The 24,652-nt window shown below is 64.8% G+C and carries 23 protein-coding genes; 17 read left to right on the top strand and 6 right to left on the bottom strand.

Going from position 1 to position 24,652, the window contains the following annotated elements; genetic code table 11:
• Position 1: 1 nt before the first annotated feature.
• The 5 genes from cobN to C5J24_RS26810 are packed head-to-tail and all read left to right on the top strand — an operon-like array spanning position 2 to position 6,732.
• Positions 2-3,295: a cobaltochelatase subunit CobN gene (gene cobN / locus C5J24_RS26830; RefSeq protein WP_105422273.1), complete on the top strand. Its 3,294-nt coding sequence runs from the start codon at positions 2-4 to the stop codon at positions 3,293-3,295.
• Positions 3,292-4,605 carry a precorrin-3B synthase gene (cobG, locus tag C5J24_RS26825; RefSeq protein ID WP_245446799.1) on the top strand — a complete coding sequence of 438 codons (1,314 nt, stop codon included), beginning with the start codon at positions 3,292-3,294 and terminating at the stop codon, positions 4,603-4,605. The genes cobN and cobG overlap by 4 nt, the downstream gene beginning before the upstream one ends.
• On the top strand, positions 4,602-5,231 hold the full coding sequence (locus C5J24_RS26820) for a precorrin-8X methylmutase (RefSeq protein ID WP_105404383.1): 630 nt from the start codon (positions 4,602-4,604) through the stop codon (positions 5,229-5,231). Before cobG ends, C5J24_RS26820 begins: the two co-directional genes overlap by 4 nt.
• Positions 5,228-5,968: a precorrin-2 C(20)-methyltransferase gene (locus tag C5J24_RS26815; protein WP_105422271.1), complete on the top strand. Its 741-nt coding sequence runs from the start codon at positions 5,228-5,230 to the stop codon at positions 5,966-5,968. Before C5J24_RS26820 ends, C5J24_RS26815 begins: the two co-directional genes overlap by 4 nt.
• A complete protein-coding gene (locus C5J24_RS26810; protein ID WP_105422269.1) occupies positions 5,965-6,732 on the top strand; it encodes a precorrin-3B C(17)-methyltransferase in 768 nt (255 codons plus the stop codon). The genes C5J24_RS26815 and C5J24_RS26810 overlap by 4 nt, the downstream gene beginning before the upstream one ends.
• Here C5J24_RS26810 and C5J24_RS26805 read toward each other — a convergent pair.
• On the bottom strand, positions 6,708-7,463 hold the full coding sequence (locus C5J24_RS26805; protein ID WP_105422267.1) for a cobalt-precorrin-6A reductase: 756 nt from the start codon (positions 7,461-7,463) through the stop codon (positions 6,708-6,710). The genes C5J24_RS26810 and C5J24_RS26805 overlap by 25 nt on opposite strands.
• 1 nt (position 7,464) lies before the next feature.
• Here C5J24_RS26805 and cbiE point away from each other — a divergent pair, with 1 nt between their 5' ends.
• From cbiE to cobM, 3 genes are read left to right on the top strand one after another with little or no spacing between them, the layout of a single operon-like run.
• Positions 7,465-8,718, top strand: a complete 1,254-nt coding sequence (gene cbiE / locus C5J24_RS26800) for a precorrin-6y C5,15-methyltransferase (decarboxylating) subunit CbiE (protein WP_105422265.1) — start codon at positions 7,465-7,467, stop codon at positions 8,716-8,718.
• Positions 8,715-9,101 (top strand): cobalamin biosynthesis protein, encoded by a 387-nt coding sequence (locus C5J24_RS26795; RefSeq protein ID WP_172724154.1) that lies wholly within the window; start codon positions 8,715-8,717, stop codon positions 9,099-9,101. Before cbiE ends, C5J24_RS26795 begins: the two co-directional genes overlap by 4 nt.
• Complete coding sequence (cobM, locus tag C5J24_RS26790) at positions 9,098-9,883, top strand: precorrin-4 C(11)-methyltransferase (protein ID WP_105422261.1); 786 nt, start codon at positions 9,098-9,100, stop codon at positions 9,881-9,883. The genes C5J24_RS26795 and cobM overlap by 4 nt, the downstream gene beginning before the upstream one ends.
• Here the strand turns inward: cobM and C5J24_RS26785 are convergent.
• On the bottom strand, positions 9,856-10,968 hold the full coding sequence (locus C5J24_RS26785; RefSeq protein WP_105422259.1) for a cobalt-precorrin-5B (C(1))-methyltransferase: 1,113 nt from the start codon (positions 10,966-10,968) through the stop codon (positions 9,856-9,858). The genes cobM and C5J24_RS26785 overlap by 28 nt on opposite strands.
• Before the next feature lie 53 nt (positions 10,969-11,021).
• On the opposite strand from C5J24_RS26785, the gene cobA reads away from it, so the two are divergent.
• Together cobA and C5J24_RS26775 are read left to right on the top strand one after the other, a co-directional pair.
• Positions 11,022-11,801 (top strand): uroporphyrinogen-III C-methyltransferase, encoded by a 780-nt coding sequence (gene cobA / locus C5J24_RS26780; RefSeq protein ID WP_105422257.1) that lies wholly within the window; start codon positions 11,022-11,024, stop codon positions 11,799-11,801.
• Complete coding sequence (locus C5J24_RS26775; RefSeq protein WP_105422255.1) at positions 11,798-13,111, top strand: cobyrinate a,c-diamide synthase; 1,314 nt, start codon at positions 11,798-11,800, stop codon at positions 13,109-13,111. Before cobA ends, C5J24_RS26775 begins: the two co-directional genes overlap by 4 nt.
• On the opposite strand, the gene C5J24_RS26770 is transcribed toward C5J24_RS26775, so the two are convergent.
• Complete coding sequence (locus C5J24_RS26770; RefSeq protein WP_105422253.1) at positions 13,108-13,515, bottom strand: ACT domain-containing protein; 408 nt, start codon at positions 13,513-13,515, stop codon at positions 13,108-13,110. The two genes, C5J24_RS26775 and C5J24_RS26770, sit on opposite strands and share 4 nt — an antisense overlap.
• A gap of 188 nt (positions 13,516-13,703) precedes the next feature.
• Between C5J24_RS26770 and kynU the strand changes: the two genes are divergently transcribed.
• From kynU to C5J24_RS26740, 6 genes are all read left to right on the top strand, one after another.
• Entirely contained in the window at positions 13,704-14,897 is a 1,194-nt protein-coding gene (kynU, locus tag C5J24_RS26765; RefSeq protein ID WP_105422251.1) for a kynureninase, read from the top strand.
• A gap of 4 nt (positions 14,898-14,901) precedes the next feature.
• Positions 14,902-15,417, top strand: a complete 516-nt coding sequence (locus tag C5J24_RS26760) for a MarR family winged helix-turn-helix transcriptional regulator (RefSeq protein WP_105422249.1) — start codon at positions 14,902-14,904, stop codon at positions 15,415-15,417.
• A 143-nt stretch (positions 15,418-15,560) separates the two neighbouring features.
• The gene (locus tag C5J24_RS26755) at positions 15,561-16,709 is read left to right on the top strand and encodes an ABC transporter substrate-binding protein (RefSeq protein WP_105422247.1); all 1,149 of its coding nucleotides are present in this window, start codon (positions 15,561-15,563) and stop codon (positions 16,707-16,709) included.
• A 75-nt stretch (positions 16,710-16,784) separates the two neighbouring features.
• Complete coding sequence (locus tag C5J24_RS26750) at positions 16,785-17,819, top strand: branched-chain amino acid ABC transporter permease (protein WP_105422245.1); 1,035 nt, start codon at positions 16,785-16,787, stop codon at positions 17,817-17,819.
• A gap of 3 nt (positions 17,820-17,822) precedes the next feature.
• A complete protein-coding gene (locus C5J24_RS26745) occupies positions 17,823-19,592 on the top strand; it encodes an ATP-binding cassette domain-containing protein (RefSeq protein WP_105422243.1) in 1,770 nt (589 codons plus the stop codon).
• Positions 19,589-20,302: an ABC transporter ATP-binding protein gene (locus C5J24_RS26740; RefSeq protein WP_105422241.1), complete on the top strand. Its 714-nt coding sequence runs from the start codon at positions 19,589-19,591 to the stop codon at positions 20,300-20,302. Before C5J24_RS26745 ends, C5J24_RS26740 begins: the two co-directional genes overlap by 4 nt.
• A gap of 27 nt (positions 20,303-20,329) precedes the next feature.
• On the opposite strand, the gene C5J24_RS26735 is transcribed toward C5J24_RS26740, so the two are convergent.
• Complete coding sequence (locus C5J24_RS26735; protein WP_105422239.1) at positions 20,330-21,970, bottom strand: sulfatase-like hydrolase/transferase; 1,641 nt, start codon at positions 21,968-21,970, stop codon at positions 20,330-20,332.
• A 27-nt stretch (positions 21,971-21,997) separates the two neighbouring features.
• Here C5J24_RS26735 and C5J24_RS26730 point away from each other — a divergent pair, with 27 nt between their 5' ends.
• Positions 21,998-22,924 carry a lysylphosphatidylglycerol synthase transmembrane domain-containing protein gene (locus tag C5J24_RS26730; protein ID WP_105422237.1) on the top strand — a complete coding sequence of 309 codons (927 nt, stop codon included), beginning with the start codon at positions 21,998-22,000 and terminating at the stop codon, positions 22,922-22,924.
• A gap of 4 nt (positions 22,925-22,928) precedes the next feature.
• On the opposite strand, the gene C5J24_RS26725 is transcribed toward C5J24_RS26730, so the two are convergent.
• Positions 22,929-23,678 (bottom strand): FkbM family methyltransferase, encoded by a 750-nt coding sequence (locus C5J24_RS26725; protein ID WP_105422235.1) that lies wholly within the window; start codon positions 23,676-23,678, stop codon positions 22,929-22,931.
• Positions 23,665-24,459 (bottom strand): CDP-alcohol phosphatidyltransferase family protein, encoded by a 795-nt coding sequence (locus C5J24_RS26720; RefSeq protein WP_105422233.1) that lies wholly within the window; start codon positions 24,457-24,459, stop codon positions 23,665-23,667. Before C5J24_RS26720 ends, C5J24_RS26725 begins: the two co-directional genes overlap by 14 nt.
• Positions 24,460-24,652: the final 193 nt, after the last annotated feature.

Below are 24,652 nucleotides of genomic sequence, written 5' to 3'. Positions count from 1 at the left end.
GATGCACATACTCGCCACCACATCGTCGTCGCTTGACGACCTCATCGAACCGGTCGACCTCAACCAGTCGCCGGCCGATGTGGTGGTGCTGTCCTTTTCCGGCAGCGACCTGAACGGCATCGCGGCCGTCTGGGGCTCAAACTTGCCGAGCCTGCGGCTGACCAGCCTTTCCGACCTGCGCCATCCGATGTCCGTCGATCTCTGGATCGAGAAGACGGCGGCCCATGCCAAGATCATCCTGGTGCGCATTCTCGGCGGTTACGATCGCTGGGCTTATGGCGTCGAGGAACTTTCGCGCATGGCGAAGCGGAAAAAGATCGCGCTGGCGCTGCTGCCCGGCGAATGCAGCATCCGCGACGAACGGCTGACCGCGGCCTCGACGGTTTCGGAAGACCGGATCGCCGGCATACTGAGCTGCTTCCGCGAAGGCGGGCCGGCCAATATGCGGCTTCTGGCGAAGCTCCTGACGACGCTGGCCGAAGGCAAAACGGAACCGCTGCCGCAGGCGGCCCCGGTGCCGAAGGCCGGCTACTACGCGCCCGGAAAAGGCATTGTCGAGGCCAACGACCTGCTGGCCCGCTTTGCAGCGGATGCGCCGCGCTTGCCGATCCTGTTCTACCGCTCCATGTTGCTTGCGAATGACGCGGCGCCGATCGATGCACTGTTCGACGCGCTCAAAAAGCGCGGTTTTGCACCCGTGCCGATCTTCGTCGGCGGACTGAAGGAGCCGGATGCACTGGCCTTCGTCGAACAGGCGGTCTCGGACCTGAAATCCGCCGCTATCCTTTCCACCACCGCCTTTGCCAGCGGCACGGACGGCAACGGCGAAACGATTTTCGACCGCACCGGCGTGCCGGTCTTCCAGATCGTCGTTCCCACGACCCGCCGCGATGGCTGGGCGGAGAACCGGCGCGGCCTCAACCCCGCCGACCTTGCCATGCACGTGGTCCTGCCGGAGCTCGACGGGCGCATTCTTGCCGGCGCGATTTCCTTCAAGGCAGGCGAAAGCTCCGCCAACCTCGTCAACCAGCCGGAACCGGACCGGATCGAACAGGTCGTCGAGCGTATCGCTGCCTTCCTCCGGCTCAAAACCACGCCACGGCCCGAGCGCAAGATCGTCATCCTGATGCCGGACTATCCGAGCGCGCCGGGCCGTACCGGTTATGCCGTGGGTCTGGACGTGCCACAGAGCGTGCTCGGGATGCTGCACGAATTATCAGTAGCCGGCTACGGTGTTTCGGATATCCCCGAGACCCCACGTGATCTCCTGGACCGCCTGGGTGCCAAATCCGCCGGCCACGCCCGCTCCGCCTACGTTCCCCTGCCCGTTGCAGAGGCGGCGTGGGGCGAGCCGGAAGCCGATGAAGACCTCAGGGACGGCATTTTCCGTTTCCGCGCCGCAACCTTCGGCAACATCACCGTCGCGCTCGCGCCCGACCGCGGCCGCAACGCCGATCGCCGCGCCGATTATCACAGCCCGGACCTCCCCCCGCGCCACGCGCTGATCGCCTTCGGTCAATGGATGCGCGAGACGCTTGGCGCGCATGCGATCGTCCATGTCGGCGCGCACGGGACGCTCGAATGGCTGCCGGGCAAGACCGTGGCGCTGTCGAAGGATTGTTTTCCGGAGATCGTCACCGGCGGCCTGCCGGTCGTCTATCCGTTCATCGTTTCCAATCCGGGCGAGGCGGCGGTCGCCAAACGGCGGATCGCCGCCGTCACAATCGGCCACCTGCCCCCGGTTTTGGCCGGCGCCGGGCTTTCCGAAGAACAGAAAAAGCTGGAACTGCTGGTCGACGAATACGCGCAGGCCGACGGGCTCGATCGCCGCCGCCGCGACCGGCTCGCCAAGCTGATCGTCGAGACCGCCCGCAATACCGGACTGGCGGGCGAGGCCGGCGTCTCGAACAGTGACGATCCGGATACGGCGCTCACCCGCATCGACGCCTTTCTCTGCGATCTCAAGGATTTCTCGATCAAGGAGGGCCAGCATGTCTTCGGCCAGGTGGCGCCCGGCGATGATGACCTGCTGCGTGTCCAAAGCGCCGAGACCGAACGACAGGCCTTGCTCGACGCACTCGACGGCAAGCACATCCGCCCAGGCCCATCCGGTGCCCCGGCCCGTGGCCGCCGCGACGTCATGCCGACCGGCCGCAACCTCTTCGCCAGCGATCCGCGCACGCTGCCGACGCCGACCGCGTTCGAACTCGGCAAACGTGCGGCCGATGAGATCCTGCGGCGTTATCTCCAGGATCACGGCGACTGGCCGAAAAGCCTCGTCTTCGATCTCTGGGGCAGTGCCTCCCTGCGCAGCGGCGGCGAGGAAGTGGCCCAGGTTCTGGCGCTGATGGGGGCGAGACCCGTGCAGGATACGGCGACAGGCCGCGTCACCGGCATCGAAGTCCTGCCGCCGGCAGCGCTCGGCCGCCCGCGCATCGACGTGACGCTGAGGATCTCCGGCCTGTTCCGCGACATGTTTCCGGCTCTCATCGCCTTGCTCGACGCCGCGATGCGCGCCATCGCCAGCCGCGAGGAGGCACCGGGCGACAATCCCCTGGCCGAAGAGGCAAAAACGCTCGGGCACGTCCCCTCACGCATCTTCGGCTCGGCACCAGGCACCTATGGCTCCGGCATCGAGGAAAAGCTCGCCGACGGCACTTGGGGCGAACGCGAGGAGCTGGGCCGTATCTATCTCGATGCGACGAGCCATTCCTTCGGCGGCGCGGAGGGCGATGCGAGCCACGTGCCCGGCCAGTTCGCAAACCGCATCGGCACCGCCGATCTGCTGGTCCATACGGGCGACGATCCCGGCCGCGACCTGCTGGACGGCTCGGCCGATGTCGCCTTCATCGGCGGATTTGCGGCGGCAGTCGCGGCACTCGGCGGCAAGGCGGACGTGATCGCACTCGACACGACCGATCCTCAAAAACCTCGTGCCCGTTCGATTTCCGAAGCTGTGACCCGCGTGGTGCGCGCCCGCGCCGTCAATCCACGCTTCATTGCCGGCCAGATGCGCCACGGCCCGCGCGGCGCAGCGGAACTGGTGGAAACGGTCGACCACCTGATCGGTTTTGCCGAAACCACCCATGCCATTCCGCAATCGCTGATCGAGGCGACCTACGACGCCTATCTCGGCGATGAAAAGGTTCGCGACTTCCTGCTGAGCCAGAACCCGGAAGGCGCACGCTTCATGGCAGAGCGGTTCCGCTCGGCGCTTCGCCGCGGCCTCTGGCATCCCCGCCGCAACGCGGTCGACGCTGAGCTCGAAATGCTCACCCGGGAGAAGGTCGCATGACGGCGCTCTCCCTCGATCGAAGCACGCTGGATATGCGCCGCGGCGCCTGCCCCGCCCTGTCGGCCCCGATGATGACCGGTGACGGGCTTCTCGCCCGCGTCGCGCTGACGGACGCGATCACCTCGGCACAACTCGCCGAACTCTGCCGGATGGCACTGCGCCATGGCAACGGCGTTCTCGATATTTCCGCCCGCGGCAACCTGCAAGTCCGGGGACTGAGCGAGGCCTCGGCTCCCGTTCTCGATGCCGATGTCCGCGCGCTGAACCTGCCGCTTCGCGAGGGACTTGCTGTCGAAACTCCGCCGCTGGCGGGGATGGACGACACCGAGATCGCCGATCCGCGCCCGATAGCCGAGGCGATCCGCCAAGGTGTGCGCGACATCCTCGGCCTTGCTCCAAAGATGTCGGTGGTGGTTGACGGTGGCGGGCGGCTCAGGCTTTCCGACCTCCTGGCCGATATCCGGCTCACCGCCGTTTCCAGCGATGAAGGCATCTACTGGACCCTGCTTTTGGGCGGGACCGAAGCAACCGGCCGTGTTTTCAATGTTTTACGTGAAACAGAGGCCGTCTCCGCCACTCTGGCGCTGCTTCGAAAGCTCGGCGAAAAGGGACAGAAGGCGAGGGGACGCGATCTCGCCGCCGGGTTGCCCACGAACGATGTGCCCAGCCGGCCAGCCTCGCCTTTCGGCACCTTCCGCCTCTCCGAAGATCTTTTCGCGGCAGGCATCGGCCCGGCCTTCGGTCAGGCAAAAGCCGAGGACCTGATCGCTCTTTGCGACGAAGCCGAGCGACTGGGAATACAGTCCCTGAAACCGGCCTTCGACCATTCGCTCCTGTTTTTTGGCACTCGAACCGCCTGCGAAGCTCTGACCGCTTTTGCCGGCAGCAACGGCTTCGTCACCTCGCCGAGCGATCCGCGTTCGGCGATTGCCGCTTGTCCCGGAAGCCCCGCCTGCAATTCCGCAACCGTCGCCACCCATGAACTCGGCGCCAAAGCGGCGGAAGAGTGCGGCGATCTGCTGGACGGCTCGTTCAAGCTGCACGTGACCGGCTGCCCCAAGGGCTGCGCCCATCCGCAGCCGTCAGCGCTTGCACTCTGCGGAACGGCCGCCGGCCTTTCGCTTATCGCCGGAGGAAAAGCGGCCAACGAGCCCTTTGCCTCGGTCGCTTTTGCCGATACCAACAACTCCCTTCGCCGCATCGCCGATCTTGTCCGAGACGAAAGGCGCGCAGGGGAAAATTCCGCCGCCTGCCTCGCCCGTCTGGGACCGCGCCGGCTTGCTGCGGCCGTTACGTCAGGAAGATCATGAACAGTTACGATTACATTCGCGAAGGCGACGCGATCTACGAAAAATCCTTCGCGATCATCCGCGAGGAAGCGGATCTCTCGCCTTTTTCGTCGGAACAGGCTGAGATTGCGGTCCGCATGATCCACGCCTGCGGGTTGGTCGAGGCGGCTCAGCATTTCCGATTTTCCAAGGATTTCGTCGCGCAGGCGCGAGGCGCGCTGCATGCCGGCAAGCCGATCTATTGCGATGCTGAAATGGTGGCGCACGGCATTACCCGCGCCCGCCTGCCGGCCCATAACCAGGTGATCTGCACGCTGCGCGACAGCCGCACGATCGAGCTGGCAAAGACCATCGGCAATACCCGCTCGGCTGCCGCGCTGGATCTCTGGGACGATCTCGAAGGCGCAGTCGTTGCGATCGGCAATGCGCCGACCGCGCTCTTCCGCCTGCTCGAAATGCTCGACGCCGGCGCGCCGCGCCCGGCTGCCATCATCGGCATGCCGGTCGGTTTCGTCGGTGCGGCGGAATCCAAGGAAGCGCTGATGGAAGCGACGCTCGGTATTCCCTATGCAATCGTGCGCGGCCGCATGGGCGGCTCGGCGATGACGGCTGCCTGCGTCAACGCGCTGGCGAGGGCCGGACTGTGAACGCCGCGCTCATCAAGGGCAGGCTCACCGGCGTCGGCACCGGACCCGGCGACCCCGAACTGCTGACGCTGAAGGCGGTGCGTGCCATCCACGAAGCGGATGTGATCGCCTTTTTCTGCAAGAAGGGCTCGAGCGGCAACGGCCGCGCCATCGTCCAGGCACATATCCGGCCGGGTACGCTCGAGCTGCCGCTGGTCTATCCGGTCACGGTCGAGACCCACAAGGACGAGGCCGATTATCGCGGCCCGATCGCCGATTTCTTCGACCGCTCCGCGGACGACATCGCCGCGCATCTCGATGCGGGCAGGCACGTCGCCGTGCTGAGCGAAGGGGACCCGCTGTTCTACGGATCCTACATGCACCTGCATGTGCGGCTGGCCGGCCGCTACCACGCGGAAGTTATCGCCGGCGTCACCGCCATGTCCGGCTGCTGGTCGATGACCGGCATGCCGCTCGTCCAGGGCGACGATATTCTAAGCGTGCTGCCAGGCACACTGTCCGAAGAGAAGCTTGCGGAGCGGCTTGAAAACACCGACGGCGCAGTGATCATGAAGGTCGGCCGCAACCTTCCAAAGATCCGCCGGGCGCTGGCCTCCGTCGGCAAGCTGTCCGGAGCGCTCTATGTCGAGCGCGGCACGATGGCGAACGGTGCAGCGCAGCGTCTGGAAGAGCGCGACGAGAGCCCTGCCCCGTATTTCTCGATCGTCCTCGTGCCCGGCTGGAAGACACGGCCATGACAACCGGTTCGCTGACCGTCGTCGGCCTTGGCCCCGGCAATCCCGACCAGATGACGCCGGAAGCGGCCGCCGCAGTGACGGAAGCGGAGGATTTTTTCGGCTACTTTCCATATATCGACCGGCTGAACCTCCGCCCCGACCAGCGCCGCCACGCATCCGATAACCGGGAGGAATTGGCGCGCGCCCGCGCCGCGCTCGAAATGGCGGCGGGCGGAGGCAGGGTCTGTGTCGTCTCGGGCGGTGACCCCGGCGTGTTCGCCATGGCAGCGGCGGTCTGCGAGGCGATCGACGAAGGTCCCGCCGTCTGGCGCGAGATCGATTTTTCGGTCGTTCCCGGCATCACCGCCATGCTGGCCGTGGCGGCCAAGGCCGGTGCGCCGCTCGGCCATGATTTCTGCGCCATCTCGCTTTCGAACAATCTGAAGCCTTGGGATGTGATCGAGAAACGCCTGATCGCAGCGGCGACGGCCGGGTTCGTGATGGCCTTCTACAACCCGATCAGCAAGGCGCGCCCGCATCAGCTCGGCGAAGCCTTCGATATCCTGCGCGCTCATCTGCCCCGCACCGTGCCCGTGATCTTCGGCAGAGCAGCCGGCCGGCCGGATGAAGTCATCCGGATCGAGCCGCTTGCTGAGGCGACAGGCGACATGGCCGACATGGCGACATGCGTGATCGTCGGCACTGCGGAAACGCGGCTGATCGAGCGGGAGAACGGGCGCCCGATCGTCTATTCCCCGCGTTACTTCAGGGGCACCGGCGCATGATCGAGCCAGGCCAGCAGCTCCTCCACGGTCTCGACGGACAGCACATCCGGCAAGTCCGGACGGCGGATCAGGACGACATCAATACCAAGTTCGCGCGCAGCGGCGATCTTGCCGTAGCTCGCCGGCCCGCCGCTGTTCTTGGCGACGATCGCCTCGATGCCGTGGTCCCGCAGAAGCCAGGCCTCGTCCACCTGTTCAAAGGGGCCGCGCGCGGTCAGATAGACGGCGTTCGGGACGGAAAGCGGCGGCTCGACCGGATCGACGCTACGGACCAGGTAGTGGTGCTGAGGCGCGGCCTCGAAGGGCAGAAGTTCCTGCCGGCCGAGCGTCAGGAATGCTTTTCGCGGGACCTCTCCCAGGGCATTGACCGCATCGGCGACGCTGTCGACTTCGATCCAGCGGTCACCGGGCTGTCTCTGCCAGGCCGACCGTCGCAGGGCGACAAGCGGGACGCCGGAAATCTCGGCGGCTTTGGCCGCATTGCGGGAAATCTGAGCTGCATAGGGATGCGTCGCATCGATCAGGATCGAGATGCCTTTTTGCCTGAGATAGGTGGCAAGCCCTTCGGCGCCGCCAAAACCGCCGACACGCACCGGCACGGGTTGCTCGGCCGGCGCGCGTGTGCGCCCGGCAAGCGACAGCTCCAGAGCAAACTGCGGATCGCCGGCGAGTTTTCCGGCCAGCGCGCGGGCTTCCGCCGTGCCGCCGAGAATGAGGATGGAGTGTTGCAAGATGCCTCCTGAATCAGTTCGGAAACCTTTAAACCAAAGCCGCTGGCTGTCCATCGTCGGCATCGGCGAGGACGGCGTCCCGGGCCTCGGCGACAATGCCCGCGCGGCAATCGCTTCAGCCTCCGTCGTTTTCGGCGGCAGGCGGCATCTCGAACTGGCAGCCTCCCTGATCACCGGCGAAGCCCGCCCATGGCCGACACCGTTTGATGCAACAATGCGCGACGTCGTGGCGCTGCGTGGCCAAAAGGTCTGCGTGCTGGCCTCCGGAGACCCCTTCTTCTTCGGCGTCGGCGCAACGCTGTCCCGCCATGTCGCGCCTGAAGAATATACCGCCTATCCTGCCCCCTCGGCCTTTTCGCTGGCCGCCTCAAGGCTTGGCTGGCCGCTGCAGGACATCGAAACGGTGTCATTGCATGGTCGGCCGCTCGAACTCATTCGGCCTTCGCTGCATCCGGGTCGGCGGATCATCGCGCTGACATCCGACGAGAACGGTCCGGCGGCGCTGGCGGAGCTTTTGTCTCGCACCGGTTTCGGGCCTTCTCGGATAACTGTTCTGGAATCTTTGGGCGGCGCGGCGGAACGTTTCCGTTCACAACAGGCGGATGAGTTTGCGCTACCGGATATCGATGTGCTGAATGTCGTCGCCATCGACGTGAAGGCCGAAGCTGGAGCCTTTATCCTTCCGCGCGCTGTCGGGTTGGACGATACGCTGTTCGAACATGACGGGCAGATCACCAAGCGTGAAATCCGGGCGCTGACGCTCTCGGCACTGGCTCCGCACCGCGGCGAACTATTGTGGGATATCGGCGCCGGATCGGGTTCGATCGGCATCGAATGGATGCTGGCCGATCCTTCCCTCAAAGCCATTGCGATCGAAGCCAACGCCAATCGGTCAGCACGGATCGGGCGGAATGCTTTGGCATTCGGCGTGCCTGGCCTGCGCATCGTCGAAGGTGAGGCGCCGGCGGCTCTGGCCGGCCTGCCGCAGCCGGATGCGATCTTCATCGGCGGCGGCGGCAGCGAACCCGGCGTTTTCGATCAGGCCCTGGAGGCGTTGAAGCCCGGCGGGCGGCTGGTCGCCAATGCCGTGACGCTAGAAATGGAAGCGATCCTCCTGGCAGCGCATGCGAAACTCGGCGGCGAACTGATCCGCATGGAGGTTTCGCGTGCAGCGCCGATCGGTAGCATGTCGGGCTGGAAGCCTGCCATGCCGGTCACCCAATGGAGCTGGACGAAACCCGGAGTGAAGCCATGATTGCCGCGGGTCTCGGCTGCCGCAAGGGGACGTCCGCGGAAGCGCTGCTTTCGGCGCTTTCTACCGCCTGCGCCAAGGCGAATATTTCACGTGAATCCGTCTCCGTTCTGGCAACCGGCGAGATCAAGCGGCATGAGCCGGGGATGATCGAGCTTGCGGAGCGGCTGCGGCTGCCCCTGCAGATTGTCGACGAGGCGGCGCTGAAGCAGGCAGAAACCCGCACCAGAACAGTTTCGAAACACAGTCTTGCGCAAACAGCGACGCCAAGCCTTTCCGAAGCCGCGGCACTGGCCGCCGCCGGCGAGGCTTCCGAGCTGATTGTCGCGCGGCTGATCGCCGATGGCGCCACCTGCGCCCTGGCACGCTCGAAGGACCATTCATGACCGTGCATTTCATCGGCGCCGGACCAGGCGCCGCCGACCTCATCACCGTGCGGGGCCGCGATATTCTCGCCCGCTCGCCGGTCTGCCTTTATGCCGGCTCGATCATGCCGAAGGAACTGCTCGACTATTGCCCGCAAAATGCGCGGATCGTCGACACCGGTTCGTTCTCGCTGGACGATATCGAAGCGGAATACGTAGCGGCACATCAGGCCGGCAAGGACGTCGCGCGACTGCATTCCGGCGATCTTTCCGTCTGGAGCGCGGTTGCCGAACAGATCCGCCGGCTGGAGAAGCACGGCATCGACTACACGCTGACGCCGGGCGTGCCCTCCTTCGCTGCCGCCGCCGCGGCTCTGAGGCGGGAGCTGACCATTCCGGAAGTGGCGCAGAGCCTGATCCTCACCCGCGTGTCCGGCCGCGCTTCGAAAATGCCGGATGGAGAGACGCTGGCAGCCTTCGGCGCCACCGGCGCGACGCTGGCAATCCACCTCGCCATCCACGCGCTCGACCGCATCGTCGCGGAACTGACACCGCTTTATGGCGCCGATTGCCCGGTCGCAATCGTGGTTCGCGCCTCCTGGCCGGAAGAACGGATCATCCGCGGCACGCTTGCCGATATCGAGGCGAAGCTGGCGGCGGAGCCAGCCGAACGCACGGCGCTGATTTTCGTGGGCAAAGGCCTGGGCGCTGCCGATTTTGTCGAGAGCCAGCTCTACAATGCGGACTATGTGCGCCGCTTCCGTCCCGGCTGGCCTCAGGCCGGCGACAAGGATTCCGAATGATCGGACGCCGTAAACGCGGTCCGGCCGACCAACCGGCCCTCGCGATCGAAGACCAGGATTTCCAGCGCGACCTCAGGCTGTTTGAGCGCCTTGGCGGCCGTCTTCCAGGCGAGCGCGGCAATCCGGTCGCCCAACGCCAGTCCGTTGTCGCCCGCGAGCGCAAACGCCTGGGATACGGTGTTAGCGGCAGCTATCTGCGCTGCAAGCTCATCGCTCGCTCCGGCTTCACTAGCGAGTTTCGCCAGAGCCTCGAGATCGGCCAGCCCGCGCTTGGAATGCACGTCGAGCATGCCCTGCGCGAGCTTGGTCATCTTGGCGACGCCACCGGCGATCGTCACTTTCGGCACCGGATGATCGCGCAGATATTTCAGCATGCCGCCGACGAAATCGCCCATGTCGATCAGCGCGATCTCGTGCAAACCATGATGCGCCTGCACCGCCTTTTCGGACGTGTTGCCGGTGGCGCCTGCCACATGGTCGAGCCCGGCGGCACGCGCCACATCGATGCCGCGCCAGATGGAATGAATCCAGGCCGAGCAGGAAAAGGGGATGACGATCCCCGTCGTGCCGAGGATCGAGATGCCGCCCAGGATTCCGAGCCGGCCGTTGAGCGTCTTCTCGGCAATTTTTTCACCATCGGCGACGGAAATCTCGACCTCGAAATCGGCCTCGCCGCCGGCGACCTCGGCGATCGCCTGGGTGATCATCTTGCGCGGCACCGGATTGATGGCGGGTTCACCGACGGGCAGCGGCAGGCCGGCGCGGGTGACGGTGCCAACGCCTTCGCCGGCCTTGAAGGTGATGCCGCTGCCGGCCGCGCCGCGCCGCACGGTGCTATTGATCAAGGCCCCATGGGTGACGTCCGGGTCATCACCGGCATCCTTGATGATCCCGGCTCTCGCAAATCCCTCGCCGGTCTCTTCGACGGCGAGCGCGAAGGACGGCGTCTGCCCGCCGGGCAAAGTCACCTCGACCAGGTCGGGAAATTTTCCGGAAAGGAGGGCAAGACAAGCCGCCTTGCTCGCCGCCGCCGCACAGGTTCCCGTGGTCCAGCCACGACGAAGGTTCTTGCCATCCACTTCCATGGCCGTTTCTATAGCCCGACCGGGGCCGAGCGTCACCGGTCAAAGGTCCGCATATGAATGAAAGCATCGAAACTATCGTCGCAGCACCCGTTTTCGAGCCCGGCCATGTCTGGCTCGCCGGCGCCGGCCCCGGCCACCCGCGTTACCTGACGCTGGAAGTCGCCGACGCGCTTCGCAAGGCGGACGTGATCGTCCATGACGCGCTGGTCTCCGACGGCGTGCTGTCGCTCGCGACGACCGCCGAGCTTGTCTTCGTCGGAAAGCGCGGCGGCAAACCCTCCGTCGCCCAGGACGACATCACCGGCCTGCTGATCGAACTCGCCCGCAAGGGCAGGCGCGTGCTGCGGCTGAAGGGCGGCGATCCCTTCGTGTTCGGACGCGGCGGCGAAGAAGCGGAGGCGCTTGCCCGGGAAAACATCCCGTTCCGCGTCCTGCCGGGCATGACCTCGGCGCTGGCGGCTCTCGCTTCCGCCAATATTCCCGCGACGATGCGGGGGATGAGCCGCGCGATCACCCTTGCGACCGGCCATGCGGCCGGCAGTCCCGGCGACCTGGACTGGAAGGCGCTGGCGAAAACCGGCGAGCCGATCGTCGTTTATATGGGCGTCAGCACGATCGGCACGATCGCCCGGCTGCTGATCGAAGGCGGGTTGCCGCCGGAAACGCCGGTCGCGGTGCTGATGGCGGCGACGACACCGGACGAACGCTCGCTGACTGCAACGCTTGCAACGGTCGAGGCGGAAGTGGTGCGGCAGAAATTTGCCGCGCCCGCCCTGATCGTCATCGGCCGGATCGTCTCCATGCAGGCCGTCCTGTCGGGGGGCAAGTCATGACCGCCCGCGCGCTCATCATCGGTGCGCCGCGTTCCGGCTCCGGCAAGACCAGCGTCACCATCGGCCTGCTGCGCGCCTTTGCCCGCCGCGGCGTCAAGGTGCGCGGCGTCAAGACAGGCCCGGATTATATCGATCCGGGTTTTCACGAGGCCGCGACGCATCGGCCGGGCCTCAACCTCGACAGCTGGGCGATGGCGCCGGACCTGCTGCGGCACCTGGCGCGCGGACAGGCGGAAGATGCCGAGCTGCTTCTGATCGAAAGCGCCATGGGCCTTTTCGACGGCATCGTCAGCGAAGAGAACCGTTCCGGCGCGGCCTCCGATCTCGCCCGGCTGTTCCGCCTGCCCGTGCTGCTGGTGCTGGACGTTTCCGGCCAATCCCAGACCGCTGGCGCGATCGCATACGGCTTTGCCCACTATGATCCAACGGTGAAAATCGCCGCCTGCGTCCTCAACCGGGCCGGCAGCGAGCGGCACAAGAAACTCTGCGGCGATGCCATCCAGGCGGCCGGAATTCCCGTCGTCGGCACCGTCCTGCGTGATCCGTCGCTGGTTCTGCCCGAACGGCATCTCGGCCTGGTGCAGGCGAGCGAACATCCGGAAATGGACGCCCATATCGAGCGCCTGGCCGATGCCATGGAGGCTTCGCTCGACCTCGATGCGATCTACGCCGCCGCAAAGCCCTTCAATATTCCCAACGGGTCGACGGAAAAATCACTGCGGCCGCCGGGCCAGCGCATCGCTTTGGCGCAGGACGCCGCCTTTACCTTCCTCTACCCGCATCTGATGCGCGAATGGCGCTCCGCCGGCGCGGAGGTTGTTCCCTTCTCGCCCCTGGCCGATGAAGCGCCGGCTGTCGGCTGCGACGTCTGCTGGCTGCCGGGTGGATACCCCGAACTACATGCCGGACGGCTTGCGGCGGCCGAGAATTTCAAGACCGGCCTAGCGCGATTTGCGGAAACAAACCCCGTTCACGGCGAGTGCGGCGGCTACATGGTGCTCGGCGAAACGCTGGAGGATGCCGACGGCGTGACGCACGCCATGACCGGTCTCCTGTCCCACCGTACCAGCTTCGCCAAACGCCGGATGAACCTCGGTTACCGCCAGGCGGAGATCGCCGAGAACAGCCCGCTCGGCGGCAAGGGCGATACGATCCGCGGCCATGAATTCCACTATGCCAGCGTTGTTTCACCGGGAACCGACCAACCGTTTGCAACGATCGCCGACGGCGGCGGCAAACCGATCGGTCCGACGGGCGGCCGGCGGGGCGGCGTTAGCGGCGCCTTTTTCCACGCGATTGCACGCGGCTAGCCGGCAGCGGCTGAAAGCGCCCGAAGCGCCGCAACCGCACGTTCGGCGTCCGCCGCCCGCACGAAGATATGGTCGTGGTAATAGGCCGCGACGACATTCGCGCTGATGCCTTCTTTGGTCAGAACTGCCGCCATCGCTGCAGTCATGCCGACCGCTTCCAATGAAGAATGCACCATCATGGTGATGCAGCGAAGCGGCATGCTTGAGGCAAGCCCCGCCTTTTCGGCAGCTTCTTTCGGCAGGATCAACGTCAGACCTTCCTTCTCGAAAAACAGTCCGATCGGCTTCAGCGCCAGATAATCGTGCGTTTTCTCGAGCGGCACGGTCGCATAGACGAATTCGTCTTCGAGAAGAACCGGCTCAAGGCTCGCAAGCAAGGTGGAAAGGTCGGTGATGCCGCTCATGAGCCCTCCAAGGGTCACTCCATGACCGAGGTTAAGACGGTGATCTACGACCCGCAAGACCCGATATCGCCTCCAAAATAATCGCCCGCAGCGCAAATCCGTCTTGCGCGTCCCTCGCCAGCTTCTAGTCTGCGCTGCTACGAGGCTAAGCTCCTCGAACGATTGGTTTCGAACAGCAAGGTGTTCCGGTGACGGATTTCGAAAAGACCCGCTCGCTCTTCTATCTGCCGCAAGGCATGATCTATCTCGACGGCAATTCGCTCGGACCGCTGCCGCTTGCAGCCAGGGAACGCGTCGCCCGGCTGATGACCGACGAATGGGGCGAGCTGCTGATCAAGGGCTGGAACAAGGCCGGCTGGATGGCGATGCCGCGGCGGATTGGCGACCGGGTGGCCAAGCTGATCGGAGCGGCGGAAGGCACGGTCGTCATGGGCGACACCCTGTCGATCAAGGTCTACCAGGCACTCGCCTCGGCATTGGAACTGGTGCCGGAACGCAAGGTCGTGTTGTCCGACAGCGGCAATTTTCCGTCGGATCTCTATATGGCGCAGGGCCTGATCGGCTCGCTCGGCAAAGGTCTTGAGCTGAAGATCGTCGAGCCGGAAGGGGTCGAAGCCGCGATCGACGAAACCGTCGCCGTGGTCATGCTGACGGAGGTGGACTACCGCACCGGGCGGCTGCACGACATGAAGGCGCTGACCGAAAAGGCGCATGCCGTCGGCGCGATCACCGTCTGGGATCTTGCCCATACGGCCGGTGCCCTGCCTGTCGATCTTTCCGGTGCGGACGCGGATTTCGCGGTCGGCTGCACCTACAAGTACCTGAACGGCGGGCCGGGCGCACCGGCCTTCATCTATGTCGCCCCGCGTCATGCGGACAAGGTGCGACCGGCGCTGTCCGGCTGGCTGGGGCACGAACAGCCCTTCGCCTTCGATCTCGGTTATCGTCCGGGCGGCGGCATCGACCGCATGCGGGTCGGCACGCCGCCGATCATCGGGCTTGCGGCGCTCGACGCGGCGCTCGATGCCTGGGACGGCGTCGACATGGCGGACCTGCGGCGGCAATCGATAAAACTCTGCGATCTGTTCGTCGCGGAAGTCGAAAGGCGCTGCCCGATGCTGAAGCTCGGTTCTCCCCGCGATGGGACGAAGCGCGGCAGCCAGATTTCGTTCCTGCACGAGGAAGGCTATGCGATCATGCAGGCCCTGATCGCGCGCGGCGTGATCGGCGATTTCCGCGCTCCGAACGCCATTCGCTTCGGCTTCACACCGCTCTATATCGGCGAGGCCGAGGTGTTGGGAGCGGTGGATACCCTCGAAGACATCATGACCAATCGCCTCTGGGATGCCGCAGAATATAGACAGCGGGCCCTGGTGACCTGAGCGGATGACGGAAGAGCGGCCCACGTCCCCCCGAAAGCTCTCCAAGGTCGTGCCTTACCGGCTCGCGCGCAGTAACGCGGAAATGATGAAGCTCGTCACCCTGCTTTGCGAGGCCAACGGTTTCAAGCTGAACATCTGGCGGGTCATGTCGGCGGTCGGCACCTATCAATCGATCTCGCCGATGGAAATCGGCAAGCTTACGACGATCGACAAGGCGATGGTGTCGCGCGCGATCCGCGAACTGGTAGACCGCGACCTGATCGACCGCCGCGCCGACGCACGCGATGCGCGATGGGCCCAGATCCAGCTGACGACCGCAGGAACGGCCGTCTACGAAAAGATGGTGGCCGGCATCGATGCCCTCGAGAAACACATGTTCGGCGATCTGCCACCCGAAAAGACCGCGGCATTCATGGAGATGCTCGAACTGATCGAACGTCGCGCCAGGTTGGCCCGTGATATGGTGGAATTGAACGGTAAAGCCGGTTTGGCGCGGCTGTTGGGGCACGATGCCGAGTAAGGCTTGCGGACCTCGGCCGCATCCGAACCGGCCTTCGTAAGCTTTACATAACCATTATCAGAATTGTTTACAAAGAAACAATCTCCCTGTAAACAAATGGCAGGGCGGGAGGAGATCGCCCGCTTTTGTCCTGGGAGGATCCTATGAAGAACCGGTTTTTTGCTGGAATGGCGCCTGTTGCCGTCCTGTCCTTGTCCTTATTTGCAAGCTCTGCACTGGCCGACATCACGATCGGCGTGACCATATCGTCGACCGGCCCGGGTGCGGCGCTCGGCATTCCGCTGAAGAACTCCGTCGAATTGTGGCCGGCCGAAGTGGGCGGCGAAAAGCTGAAAGTCATCGTTCTCGATGATGCCGGCGACCCCTCGGTTGCTACCACCAATGCCCGCCGCTTCGTCAACGACGACAAGGTCGATGTCATCGTCGGCTCCGCGCTGACGCCCGCCTCGATCGCTGTTGCCGGTGTTGCCGGCGAAACCAGCACGCCGCATCTCTCCTGCTCGCCGGTTCCGCCGACCATTTCCAAAGGCAAGTGGACCTTCGTGATGCCGCAGGATGCCGGTCTGATCGCCAGGAACCTGTTTGCCAAGATGAAGGCAGATGGCGTCAAGACGGTCGGTTATATCGGCTTCTCGGATAGCTACGGCGACCTTTGGATGGGCCAGTTCAAGGCGATCGGCGAACAGTACGGCCTGAAGGTCGTCGCCGACGAGCGTTATGCCCGTCCCGACACCTCCGTTTCCGGCCAGGTGCTGAAACTCGTGGCCGCGCGTCCGGACGCCGTCTTCGTCGGCGCCTCCGGCACGGGTGCCGCGCTGCCGCAGATCGGCCTGCGCGAACGTGGCTTCGCCGGCAAGATCTACCAGACCCATGGCGCCGTGACCTTCGACTTCCTGCGCATCGCCGGCAAGGCTGCCGACAACACCATCTTCGCCTCCGGCCCGGCCATGGCGCCGGAAGCCCTGCCGGACACCGCCGAGACCAAGGCCGAAGGCATGGCCTATGTGACGGCCTACGAAAAGAAGTTCGGTCCCGGCACCCGCACCCAGTTCGGCCCGCATATCAACGATGCCATGGCCATCCTGAAGAAGGCCATCCCGGTCGCGCTGAAAAAAGCAAAGTCCGGCACGCCGGAATTCCGCGCAGCTCTCCGTGACGCCATCGAAACCGGCGGCCCGTTCCCGGCAAGCCAGGGCGTGTTCAACTTCAAGGCCGACGATCACCTCGGCCTCGACGACCGCGCCGTCGTGCTGTTCACAGCCAAGAACGGCAAGTTCGAGATCACCAAGTAAGCCGGCGAATAAACGAGGCCCGGCGTCCGCGCCGGGCCTTTTCGCAGCGTCTTTTCTGTTATCGGGGGAAATTCTTTGGACGCGATGATTGCGACCTTCCTGATCCAGGATGGTGTCACCAATGGCGCGATCTATGCGCTCCTCGGTCTGGCGCTGGTCCTGCTCTTTTCGGTCACGCGGGTGATCTTTATTCCCCAGGGCGAATTTGTCGCCTATGGCGCGCTGACGCTGGCTCTTCTCGACGGCGGGAAGGTGCCCGCCACCACCTCGCTTCTCGTCTGTTTCGGGGCGATTGCGTTCCTGTTCGACCTCTGGAGCATGCGCCGCGGCACCGATATGCGCACCTTTCTGCGCAGCCTCGCGCTCAACCTGGTGCTCCCCGGCGTGATCTACGGCATCACGATCGTGCTTGCGCCGCTCGATCTTCCGTCTGTCGCAAAGGCCCTGCTCACCATTCTGATCATCACGCCCATGGGCGTCTACGTCTATCGGATCGCCTACAGGCCGCTTGCCGATGCATCCGTGCTCGTCCTGCTGATTGCCTCGGTTGGCGTGCATCTGGCCATGATGGGGCTTGGCCTCGTCTTCTTCGGCGCCGAGGGCCTGCGCGCCGAGCCGCTCGCCGACGACAACTACACGATCGGAGCCTTGATGGTGAGCGCCCAGAGCCTCTGCATCTACGGTGCGACGATCGCGATCATCGTCGGCCTCTACATGTTCTTCGAGCGAACGCTGCTCGGCAAGGCGCTGCGTGCGACCGCCGTCAACCGGCTCGGCGCACGGCTGGTCGGCGTCCGCACCCATCTGACCGGCGTTACCGCCTTCACGCTGGCGGCCGCTATCGGGGCCGTTTCCGGGGTACTGATCGGCCCGATCACCACGATCTATTACGACACCGGCTTCCTGATCGGCCTCAAGGGCTTCGTGGCGGCGATCATCGGCGGGCTTGCGAGCTTCCCGATCACCGCGATCGCCGCGATCGGCGTCGGCCTGGTCGAATCCTTCTCTTCCTTCTTCGCCAGCAGCTACAAGGAGGTCATCGTCTTCGGTCTCATCATTCCCGTTCTGATCTGGCTGTCGCTGAGCGGCGGCTTCCACGAGGAGGAGTGAGCGATGAAGATCGAGCGTTTGCTTCCCGGCGTCGCCGGCATCGTTTTCCTGGCGATCATTCCCCTCCTGCCGGTGCCGCCCTTCTGGCTGACGATCCTCAACAATATCGGCCTCGCCTCGCTGGTGACGATCGGCCTCGTGCTGTTGACCGGCGTTGGCGGTCTCACCTCGTTCGGCCAGGCTGCCTTCTGCGGTTTCGGCGCCTATACGACGGCCGTGCTGAGCACGAACTACGGCTTGTCGCCCTGGCTGACCCTGCCGTTGTCGCTGATCGTCGGCGCGGCGACCGCCCTGCCGCTCGGCCTCATCACCGTGCGCCTTTCCGGCCATTTCCTGCCGCTCGGCACCATCGCCTGGGGCCTGGCGCTTTATTATCTGTTCGGCAAGATCGACCTTCTCGGCCGTTACGACGGCATTTCCGGCATCCCGCCGATTGAATTCGCCGGCTATCGCTTCATGAGCGACGGGTCGATCTACTACCTCATCTGGTTTTTCGTGATTGCGGTCGCGATCGGCGCAAAAAACCTGCTCGACTCGCGGATCGGCCGCGGCATCCGGGCACTGCGTGGCGGCGGCCAGGCGGCGGAAGCCTTCGGCGTCAACATCGTCCGCGCCAAGCTCACGGTCTTCGTGTTCGCCGGCGTGGTCGCGGCCCTTTCCGGCTGGCTCTACGCCCATATGCAGCGCTCGGTGAACCCGACGCCGTTCGGGCTCAGCATGGGCATAGAATATCTGCTGATGGCCGTGGTCGGCGGCTCCGGCCATGTCTGGGGGGCAATCTTCGGTGCCAGCATCGTGCTGATCATGAAGGACGTGCTGCAGCGTTTCCTGCCGGATCTGATCGGCACGACCGCCAATCTGGAAATGGTCGTTTTCGGCATCCTGCTGGTGGTGATCCTGCAGCTCGCCCGGGACGGCCTCTGGCCATTCGTCTTGAAGCTCCTGCCGAAGCGGCCCGCGCGGTCTCTTCCGACTTCCGACGACAGGCTTGCCAAGCGAACGCTCGCGCCGGCCGGCTCGTCGCTGATCAAGGTGGAAAAGGCGCGAAAAGCCTTTGGTGGCCTGGTGGCGGTCAACGATGTCAGTTTCGAAGTGCGCGCCGGCCAGGTCGTCGGCCTGATCGGGCCGAACGGCGCCGGCAAGAGCACGACGTTCAACCTCATCACCGGCCTTGCTTCATTGACCAGCGGATCGGTTTTCTACGAAGGCCAGCCGATGACCGGCGATAGCCCGCGCGAAGTCGCCAAACACGGCATCGCCCGCACCTTCCAGCACGCAAAGATCCTGCCCGACATGTCGGTGCTGGAAAACGTCGCGCTCGGCGCACATCTGCGAGGCTCGGCCGGTGTCTTCAGGAGCTTTCTACGGCTGGAGCGCAGGCAGGAGGCGACGCTGCTGGCCGAAGCTGCCTTCCAGCTCGAACGCGTCGGGCTCGGCGCCTATCGCGACCGGCCGGCCGGCGATCTGGCGCTCGGCCAGATCCGCATCCTGGAGATCGCCCGGGCCCTCTCCGCCGACCCGGCCGTGCTGCTGCTCGACGAACCCGCGGCGGGCCTGCGTCACGGCGAAAAACAGGAACTCGCCAACCTCTTGAAGAAGCTGCGCGAGGAGGGCGTCAGCGTGCTCCTCGTCGAACACGACATGGGCTTTGTCATGGGCCTCGTCGACCATCTCGTGGTGCTCGATTTCGGTACCTTGATCGCCGAAGGCAAGCCGGCGGACGTGCGCAAACATCCGGCGGTCGTCGCCGCCTATCTGGGAGGTGTCGCATGAGCGGAAACCTGCTCGAACTCTCCGACCTTCACGTCTCCTACGGCCGAGCCGAGGTGCTGCACGGCATATCGATGAGCATGAAGCCCGGCAGCATCGTCACCGTGATCGGCGCAAACGGCGCCGGTAAATCGACGCTGCTCAACGCCATCATGGGCATCGTCCCCTCCTCCGGCACGATCGTCTACGATGGCGCGCCCGTGCCCCGCTCGGTCGAAGGCCGCGTTGCCGGCGGCCTCTGCCTGGTGCCGGAAAAACGCGAACTGTTCGCCACCATGTCGGTCGAGGACAATGTCGAGCTCGGCGGCTTCCTGCGCAGCGCCGCTGAGCGCGCCGAGACGCGCGAGGACGTCTACGCGCGTTTCCCGCGCCTGGCCGAACGCCGCAAGCAGCTGGCCGGCACGCTTTCCGGCGGCGAGCGGCAGATGCTGGCGCTCGCCCGCGCCCTGATGAGCCGGCCGCGACTGCTGCTGCTCGACGAACCGAGCCTCGGCCTCGCGCCGAAGATCGTCATCGACATCCTCAACATCGTATCGGAACTGCGAAAGACCGGCGTCTCTATCCTGCTCGTCGAGCAGAATGCCCGCGCCGCGCTCGAAATCGCCGACGAAGGTTACCTGGTCGAACTGGGCGAAGTCCGCCTTTCCGGCCCGGCAAGCGAAATGGCGGTCAATCCGGCGCTGATGGAAAGCTATCTCGGCACCCATTCCTGATGAGACAATTCGGTCGGGCGCAGTCGATCAATCGAAGCTCTCGACCAGCTTCCGGCGGAATTCGTCCATGCGATAGACCGGCGTGGACGGCAGCGGGATCATGCCCTTCTGCCAGTTCCAGCCGTCGAGGCGTTTCAAGAGGTCCGGGTTGCCGCTGACGATATGCATCGGCACGTCGCGCAAGGCCCCTTCGCCGGTAACGATAGACGCCGGCTGGTGATCGCCGAGCAGGATGAACAGCGTGTTCTTGCCGTAACGCGCCATGTAGGAGCCGAGCGTCTCGAGCGTGTAGTCGATCGAGGTGAGGTATTGCGCCCGGACGCGGTTGGGATCGGCCCAGACGACTGAGGGCGGGTCGCCGCTTTCCGCCTGCGCATTGAAGACGGCACCGTCGCCCACCTTATCCCAGGGGATCAGCGACGGGAGCGGCGTCCAGGGAGCGTGGCTGGAGATCAGCGCCATTTCCGCCATGACCGGCTTGTGTCCCACCGGACGCTCCAGCCTCTCGAACGCCTCGAGCGTGAACTGATCCGGCATCGTCACCCAGTTGAAGGGTTTTCCACGATACCCGAGCCCCGCGGCGGCATGGATGCTGTCGTAACCGAAATAACCCGCTTCCGGCCAGTCGAGCGTGATCGCCGGCATGACCGCCGTGGTGCGCCAGCCGGAGGAACGGAAGAGGTTGTTGAGGCTCGTCCGCTCGCTGGTGATCATCCGGTCGTAGCGTCCCTGATTGTCGACCCAGAGACCGGAGAGCAGCGTGCCATGCGCGAGCCAGCTGATGCCGCCGACGGTCGGCGAGGTCAGCCAGCCGCTGCGTGCCTGCAGGCCAACCGCTTCGATCTCCTTCTCCACCGAGGTCAGCCGGCTGCCGACGCGCGCCGCATAACGCGAATCCTCGATCGCGCTGCGGCCATAGGATTCGATGAAGATCAGCACGACGTCCGTGCCGGCAAGCGCCGAGAAATGCGGCCCGGCGGAAACCGGATCCTGCTTCAGTTCCTCCTCGAAGCGGGCGAGATCGGCAATCGACCGCGTCACCATGGTGACGCGGTTGACGAAATAGGAGGCGGCATGCGCCTCGACGCCGAGGCTGCGGCGATCGGGGTCCTGAGCCACCAGCGCCGCCAACCCGATCAACAGGGCTGCGCCGCTGACGCGAGCGGACACACGCCGGGCTCCGCGCGAAAGTGCCCGGAAACCGCCGAGCGACCAATAAAGGACGGCCGCGACAATCAGCCAGGCCAGAAGGCCCGCGCAGATGATCCCCACCGCCTCGGTGACGCCGACCGCCCCGCTCAGGAGGTTCCAGCCGTCGGTGAGGATCTTGAGGTCGAGATAGGGATTGAACGGCCGCTGGAAAGCGGTGCCGGTGCCGATGTCCGCGAGTTTCAGGAACAGCATCGCTGCCAGCAGCAAGGTGACGGCCCACCGCAAAAAGGGAAAGGCTGGACCGGCCAGCACCGAAGCCAGCAACGTAACCCCCGCCACCTCCAGCGGAAATCTGAGCTCGGAAACATCGGTGAAATGGGAAGGAACGGCGAGGATGGCCGCAACGATCGCCAGCGCAATCGTGATCCTCAGAAATGCCGATCCATTTGCCTTGCGCTGCGCGATATGCCCTATTCTGGCGGCGTCACTCTGGCGAAAAGGCCGAAATTCGTTCATGCGCTGTTCCTGCAAAACCTTCGGCCCATGCGTTTTCTGAAGCTTATAGGCTTATCTGCGGCCTTCGCACTTCTCATTGCCGTGATCCTGCGCTTCGATCCGCAACGGATTGCCGCAAGCCTGGCATCGGCCGATCCGACCTATATAAGCGCCGGCCTCATCCTCGTGCAGGTGCAGATCGTACTCTCGGCGCTCCGCTGGCGGTTCACGGCGGCCCGGCTTGGCCAGCACCTGGGTATCGGGAAGGCGATAGGCGACTATTATCTCGGAACGCTGCTCAACCAGCTTCTGCCGGGCGGAGTGGCAGGCGATGCCGTTCGCGCCGTTCGCAACCGGGCTAACGGTGATGGTGGATGGAAGGTGCCGGCGCAGGCTGTGCTGTTCGAGCGGGTCGCCGGGCAGGGGGTATTTTTCGTCATCGCGACCTTCGGCGTCATGCTCTGGCCGCTTCTGGGCGGGGCAGCGATCCCCGAAAACCTGCGCCATCTTCTCTCCGGTTTCGCGCTTTTTGCCGCCGGCCTCGCCATCGTGTTCCTGCTGCTGCTCCGCCTGCCCCCGCGCCGCGTTCAGCCTCTGCTTGCAGCGCTGAAGACAGCGCTGGCGCAGGTCTTCCTGCGGAACCGGGCCTGGATCGCGCAGACGCTGTTCAGCCTCGTCATCGTCGCAAGCTATATCGCGATGTTCATGCTCGCCTCGGCAGCTGTAGGGGCACCCTTACCGGCACTCGCGGCTGTCACCGCGATTCCGCTCTGTCTGCTGATGATGCTGATCCCCGCCACCATTGCCGGCTGGGGCGCCAGGGAGGTTGCAGCAGCAGCCCTCTGGCCGCTCTTCGGTTATGCCGCGTCCGACGGTGTCGCCGCCAGCATCCTCTACGGCATTCTGGCGCTTGTCGGCGCAGCACCCGGCCTGGTGTTCATCTTGGTGGCGCTGTTCAGCAGACGGAGCCGCTGAACAGTCAAACCTCCAGCCGAGCGTAGATATCGCCGGAGGACACCCGATCGGCAAGGCCGGCAATCTCGGCCAGCATCGCATCGGCGGTTGTCCATTCGTCATGGACGAAGCGATGCCGCTCGCCCTCGACCCGGTTGAAGCGATAGGGACCGAGTTTGCGCAGATGGCTGATCGCCTCCTCGGCGATTTCCATCGTCGCCGGGATGTATTCGAAGGCAATCAGCGGGATCTGATGATGCAGGCCGGCGATGATATCCGCCTCGGCACCCTCCACGTCGATCTTGCAGAAGGCCGGCAATCCGTATTCTTCGATCAGCGCATCGAGCGTCGTCATCTCCACCCGCTCGATCCTATCCCAGGTGACGTTGCGAAAACCGGAGGTCTTCTCGACTTTCGAGATCCAGTACGAGGATATGCTGGTCACGGTCGGATGGCGGCTGGAAATATGCAGATCGACGCTGCCGGGCTCCTTGCCGACCGCCTTGCGCAGCAGCGTCAATTCTTCGCCGGCGAAGGATCTGGCAATGAAATCGGCAAACAGCGGCTGCGGCTCCAGCGCGACGATCCTGGCGCCGAGCGACAGAAGCGTCCGGCTGCGGCTGCCGGCATGCGCACCGATATCGAATACGAGATCGCCTTTGCGGACGAGGCCCGCATAAAACCGCTTCAGCGAAAAACGCCGCCAGGGCTGGCCGTAATAGATCAGCAGCGAGCGCGTCAGGCCCAGGGAAGCGGAAAAATCAGGCCGCGACATGATGGCTCCTGCTCGCATTCACCAGGAAGATCACATCGACGGCGAAGGAATAGGTGAGCGAGGCGAGGGCCGCAGCCGCAAGCAGGGTGGAGACCGGCGAGGTAACGACCGGAAACAACATCAGACAGAGCGCCACGCCCTGAACGACGCAGATCGCCTTGCGGCGCATCGAATGCGGCAGTTCGCCCCTCAGCGCCGGAAAGACCGTCTGCGCCCCGACATAAGCATAGCGCATCAGGCCGATCAGCAGGACCCAAAGTCCCGCCTTGCCGAGCAACACGGCCGCGAGCGACAGGAAGAGGATCAGCAGCGCGTCGATCTCCATGTCGAATCGCGCGCCGAACCGGGAAGACGTGCCCGCCTGCCGTGCGACGAAGCCGTCGACACCATCCAGGACAAGCGCGAAAGCGACTATGAAGCCGAGCATCCACAAGGCGCCCTGCTCGAAGCCTACGCCGAATTGCGGCGACGCCAAAACCATCCCGCCTAAAACCGACGTAAGCGCGGCACGGATTGTCGTGACGATATTGGCCGCGCCAAAACGCCCATGCCCATGCGCGCGCAGATTGCCGAGCGCGACGGCGGAAATCGCCGCATAGATGATGAAGGCGCAGCAGGCCGCGGCCGTATCGATGCCGAGCCAGTCGCCGAGGAAATGCATGGCCGCAACCAGCGCGGCTGCGACGGTCATGGTGACCGCATAGGCATCGAGGGAGAGCAACCGGTGAGCCCTGCGTGCCGCCTGGCGATCCAGCGGCCCGGCATTCATCCAGTCAGCCATTGGACGTGCCTTCCTCGTCCAAGGGATGATATGAAATATTCATGACGCTCTCCTCACAGGCACTACATGGAGAAGAATACGGTAGGCAGCAAAGGCCGGATCCTCGAAACCGCCGTCAAATAAACGTGATGGCCATATCGCCCTCTCGCCGGACGGCTCCCTTGCCGTCATCGTCGAAGCCTCTAGGTCTGGA

Origin of the sequence: Neorhizobium sp. T25_27, from assembly GCF_002968565.1 — a bacterium.
GTDB lineage: Bacteria > Pseudomonadota > Alphaproteobacteria > Rhizobiales > Rhizobiaceae > Neorhizobium > Neorhizobium tomejilense.
The sequence above is the reverse complement of the archived record's forward strand: the minus strand, read 5'-3'. Positions and strand labels throughout refer to the sequence as shown.

Coding starts and splice junctions, on each gene's coding strand:
- cobN (WP_105422273.1), top strand. CDS start 2: ATGCACATACTCGCCACCACATCGTCGTCGCTTGACGACCTCATCGAA.
- cobG (WP_245446799.1), top strand. CDS start 3,292: ATGACGGCGCTCTCCCTCGATCGAAGCACGCTGGATATGCGCCGCGGC.
- C5J24_RS26820 (WP_105404383.1), top strand. CDS start 4,602: ATGAACAGTTACGATTACATTCGCGAAGGCGACGCGATCTACGAAAAA.
- C5J24_RS26810 (WP_105422269.1), top strand. CDS start 5,965: ATGACAACCGGTTCGCTGACCGTCGTCGGCCTTGGCCCCGGCAATCCC.
- cbiE (WP_105422265.1), top strand. CDS start 7,465: ATGCCTCCTGAATCAGTTCGGAAACCTTTAAACCAAAGCCGCTGGCTG.
- C5J24_RS26795 (WP_172724154.1), top strand. CDS start 8,715: ATGATTGCCGCGGGTCTCGGCTGCCGCAAGGGGACGTCCGCGGAAGCG.
- cobM (WP_105422261.1), top strand. CDS start 9,098: ATGACCGTGCATTTCATCGGCGCCGGACCAGGCGCCGCCGACCTCATC.
- C5J24_RS26785 (WP_105422259.1), bottom strand. CDS start 10,968: ATGGAAGTGGATGGCAAGAACCTTCGTCGTGGCTGGACCACGGGAACC.
- cobA (WP_105422257.1), top strand. CDS start 11,022: ATGAATGAAAGCATCGAAACTATCGTCGCAGCACCCGTTTTCGAGCCC.
- C5J24_RS26775 (WP_105422255.1), top strand. CDS start 11,798: ATGACCGCCCGCGCGCTCATCATCGGTGCGCCGCGTTCCGGCTCCGGC.
- C5J24_RS26770 (WP_105422253.1), bottom strand. CDS start 13,515: ATGAGCGGCATCACCGACCTTTCCACCTTGCTTGCGAGCCTTGAGCCG.
- C5J24_RS26760 (WP_105422249.1), top strand. CDS start 14,902: ATGACGGAAGAGCGGCCCACGTCCCCCCGAAAGCTCTCCAAGGTCGTG.
- C5J24_RS26755 (WP_105422247.1), top strand. CDS start 15,561: ATGAAGAACCGGTTTTTTGCTGGAATGGCGCCTGTTGCCGTCCTGTCC.
- C5J24_RS26745 (WP_105422243.1), top strand. CDS start 17,823: ATGAAGATCGAGCGTTTGCTTCCCGGCGTCGCCGGCATCGTTTTCCTG.
- C5J24_RS26740 (WP_105422241.1), top strand. CDS start 19,589: ATGAGCGGAAACCTGCTCGAACTCTCCGACCTTCACGTCTCCTACGGC.
- C5J24_RS26735 (WP_105422239.1), bottom strand. CDS start 21,970: ATGAACGAATTTCGGCCTTTTCGCCAGAGTGACGCCGCCAGAATAGGG.
- C5J24_RS26730 (WP_105422237.1), top strand. CDS start 21,998: ATGCGTTTTCTGAAGCTTATAGGCTTATCTGCGGCCTTCGCACTTCTC.
- C5J24_RS26725 (WP_105422235.1), bottom strand. CDS start 23,678: ATGTCGCGGCCTGATTTTTCCGCTTCCCTGGGCCTGACGCGCTCGCTG.
- C5J24_RS26720 (WP_105422233.1), bottom strand. CDS start 24,459: ATGGCTGACTGGATGAATGCCGGGCCGCTGGATCGCCAGGCGGCACGC.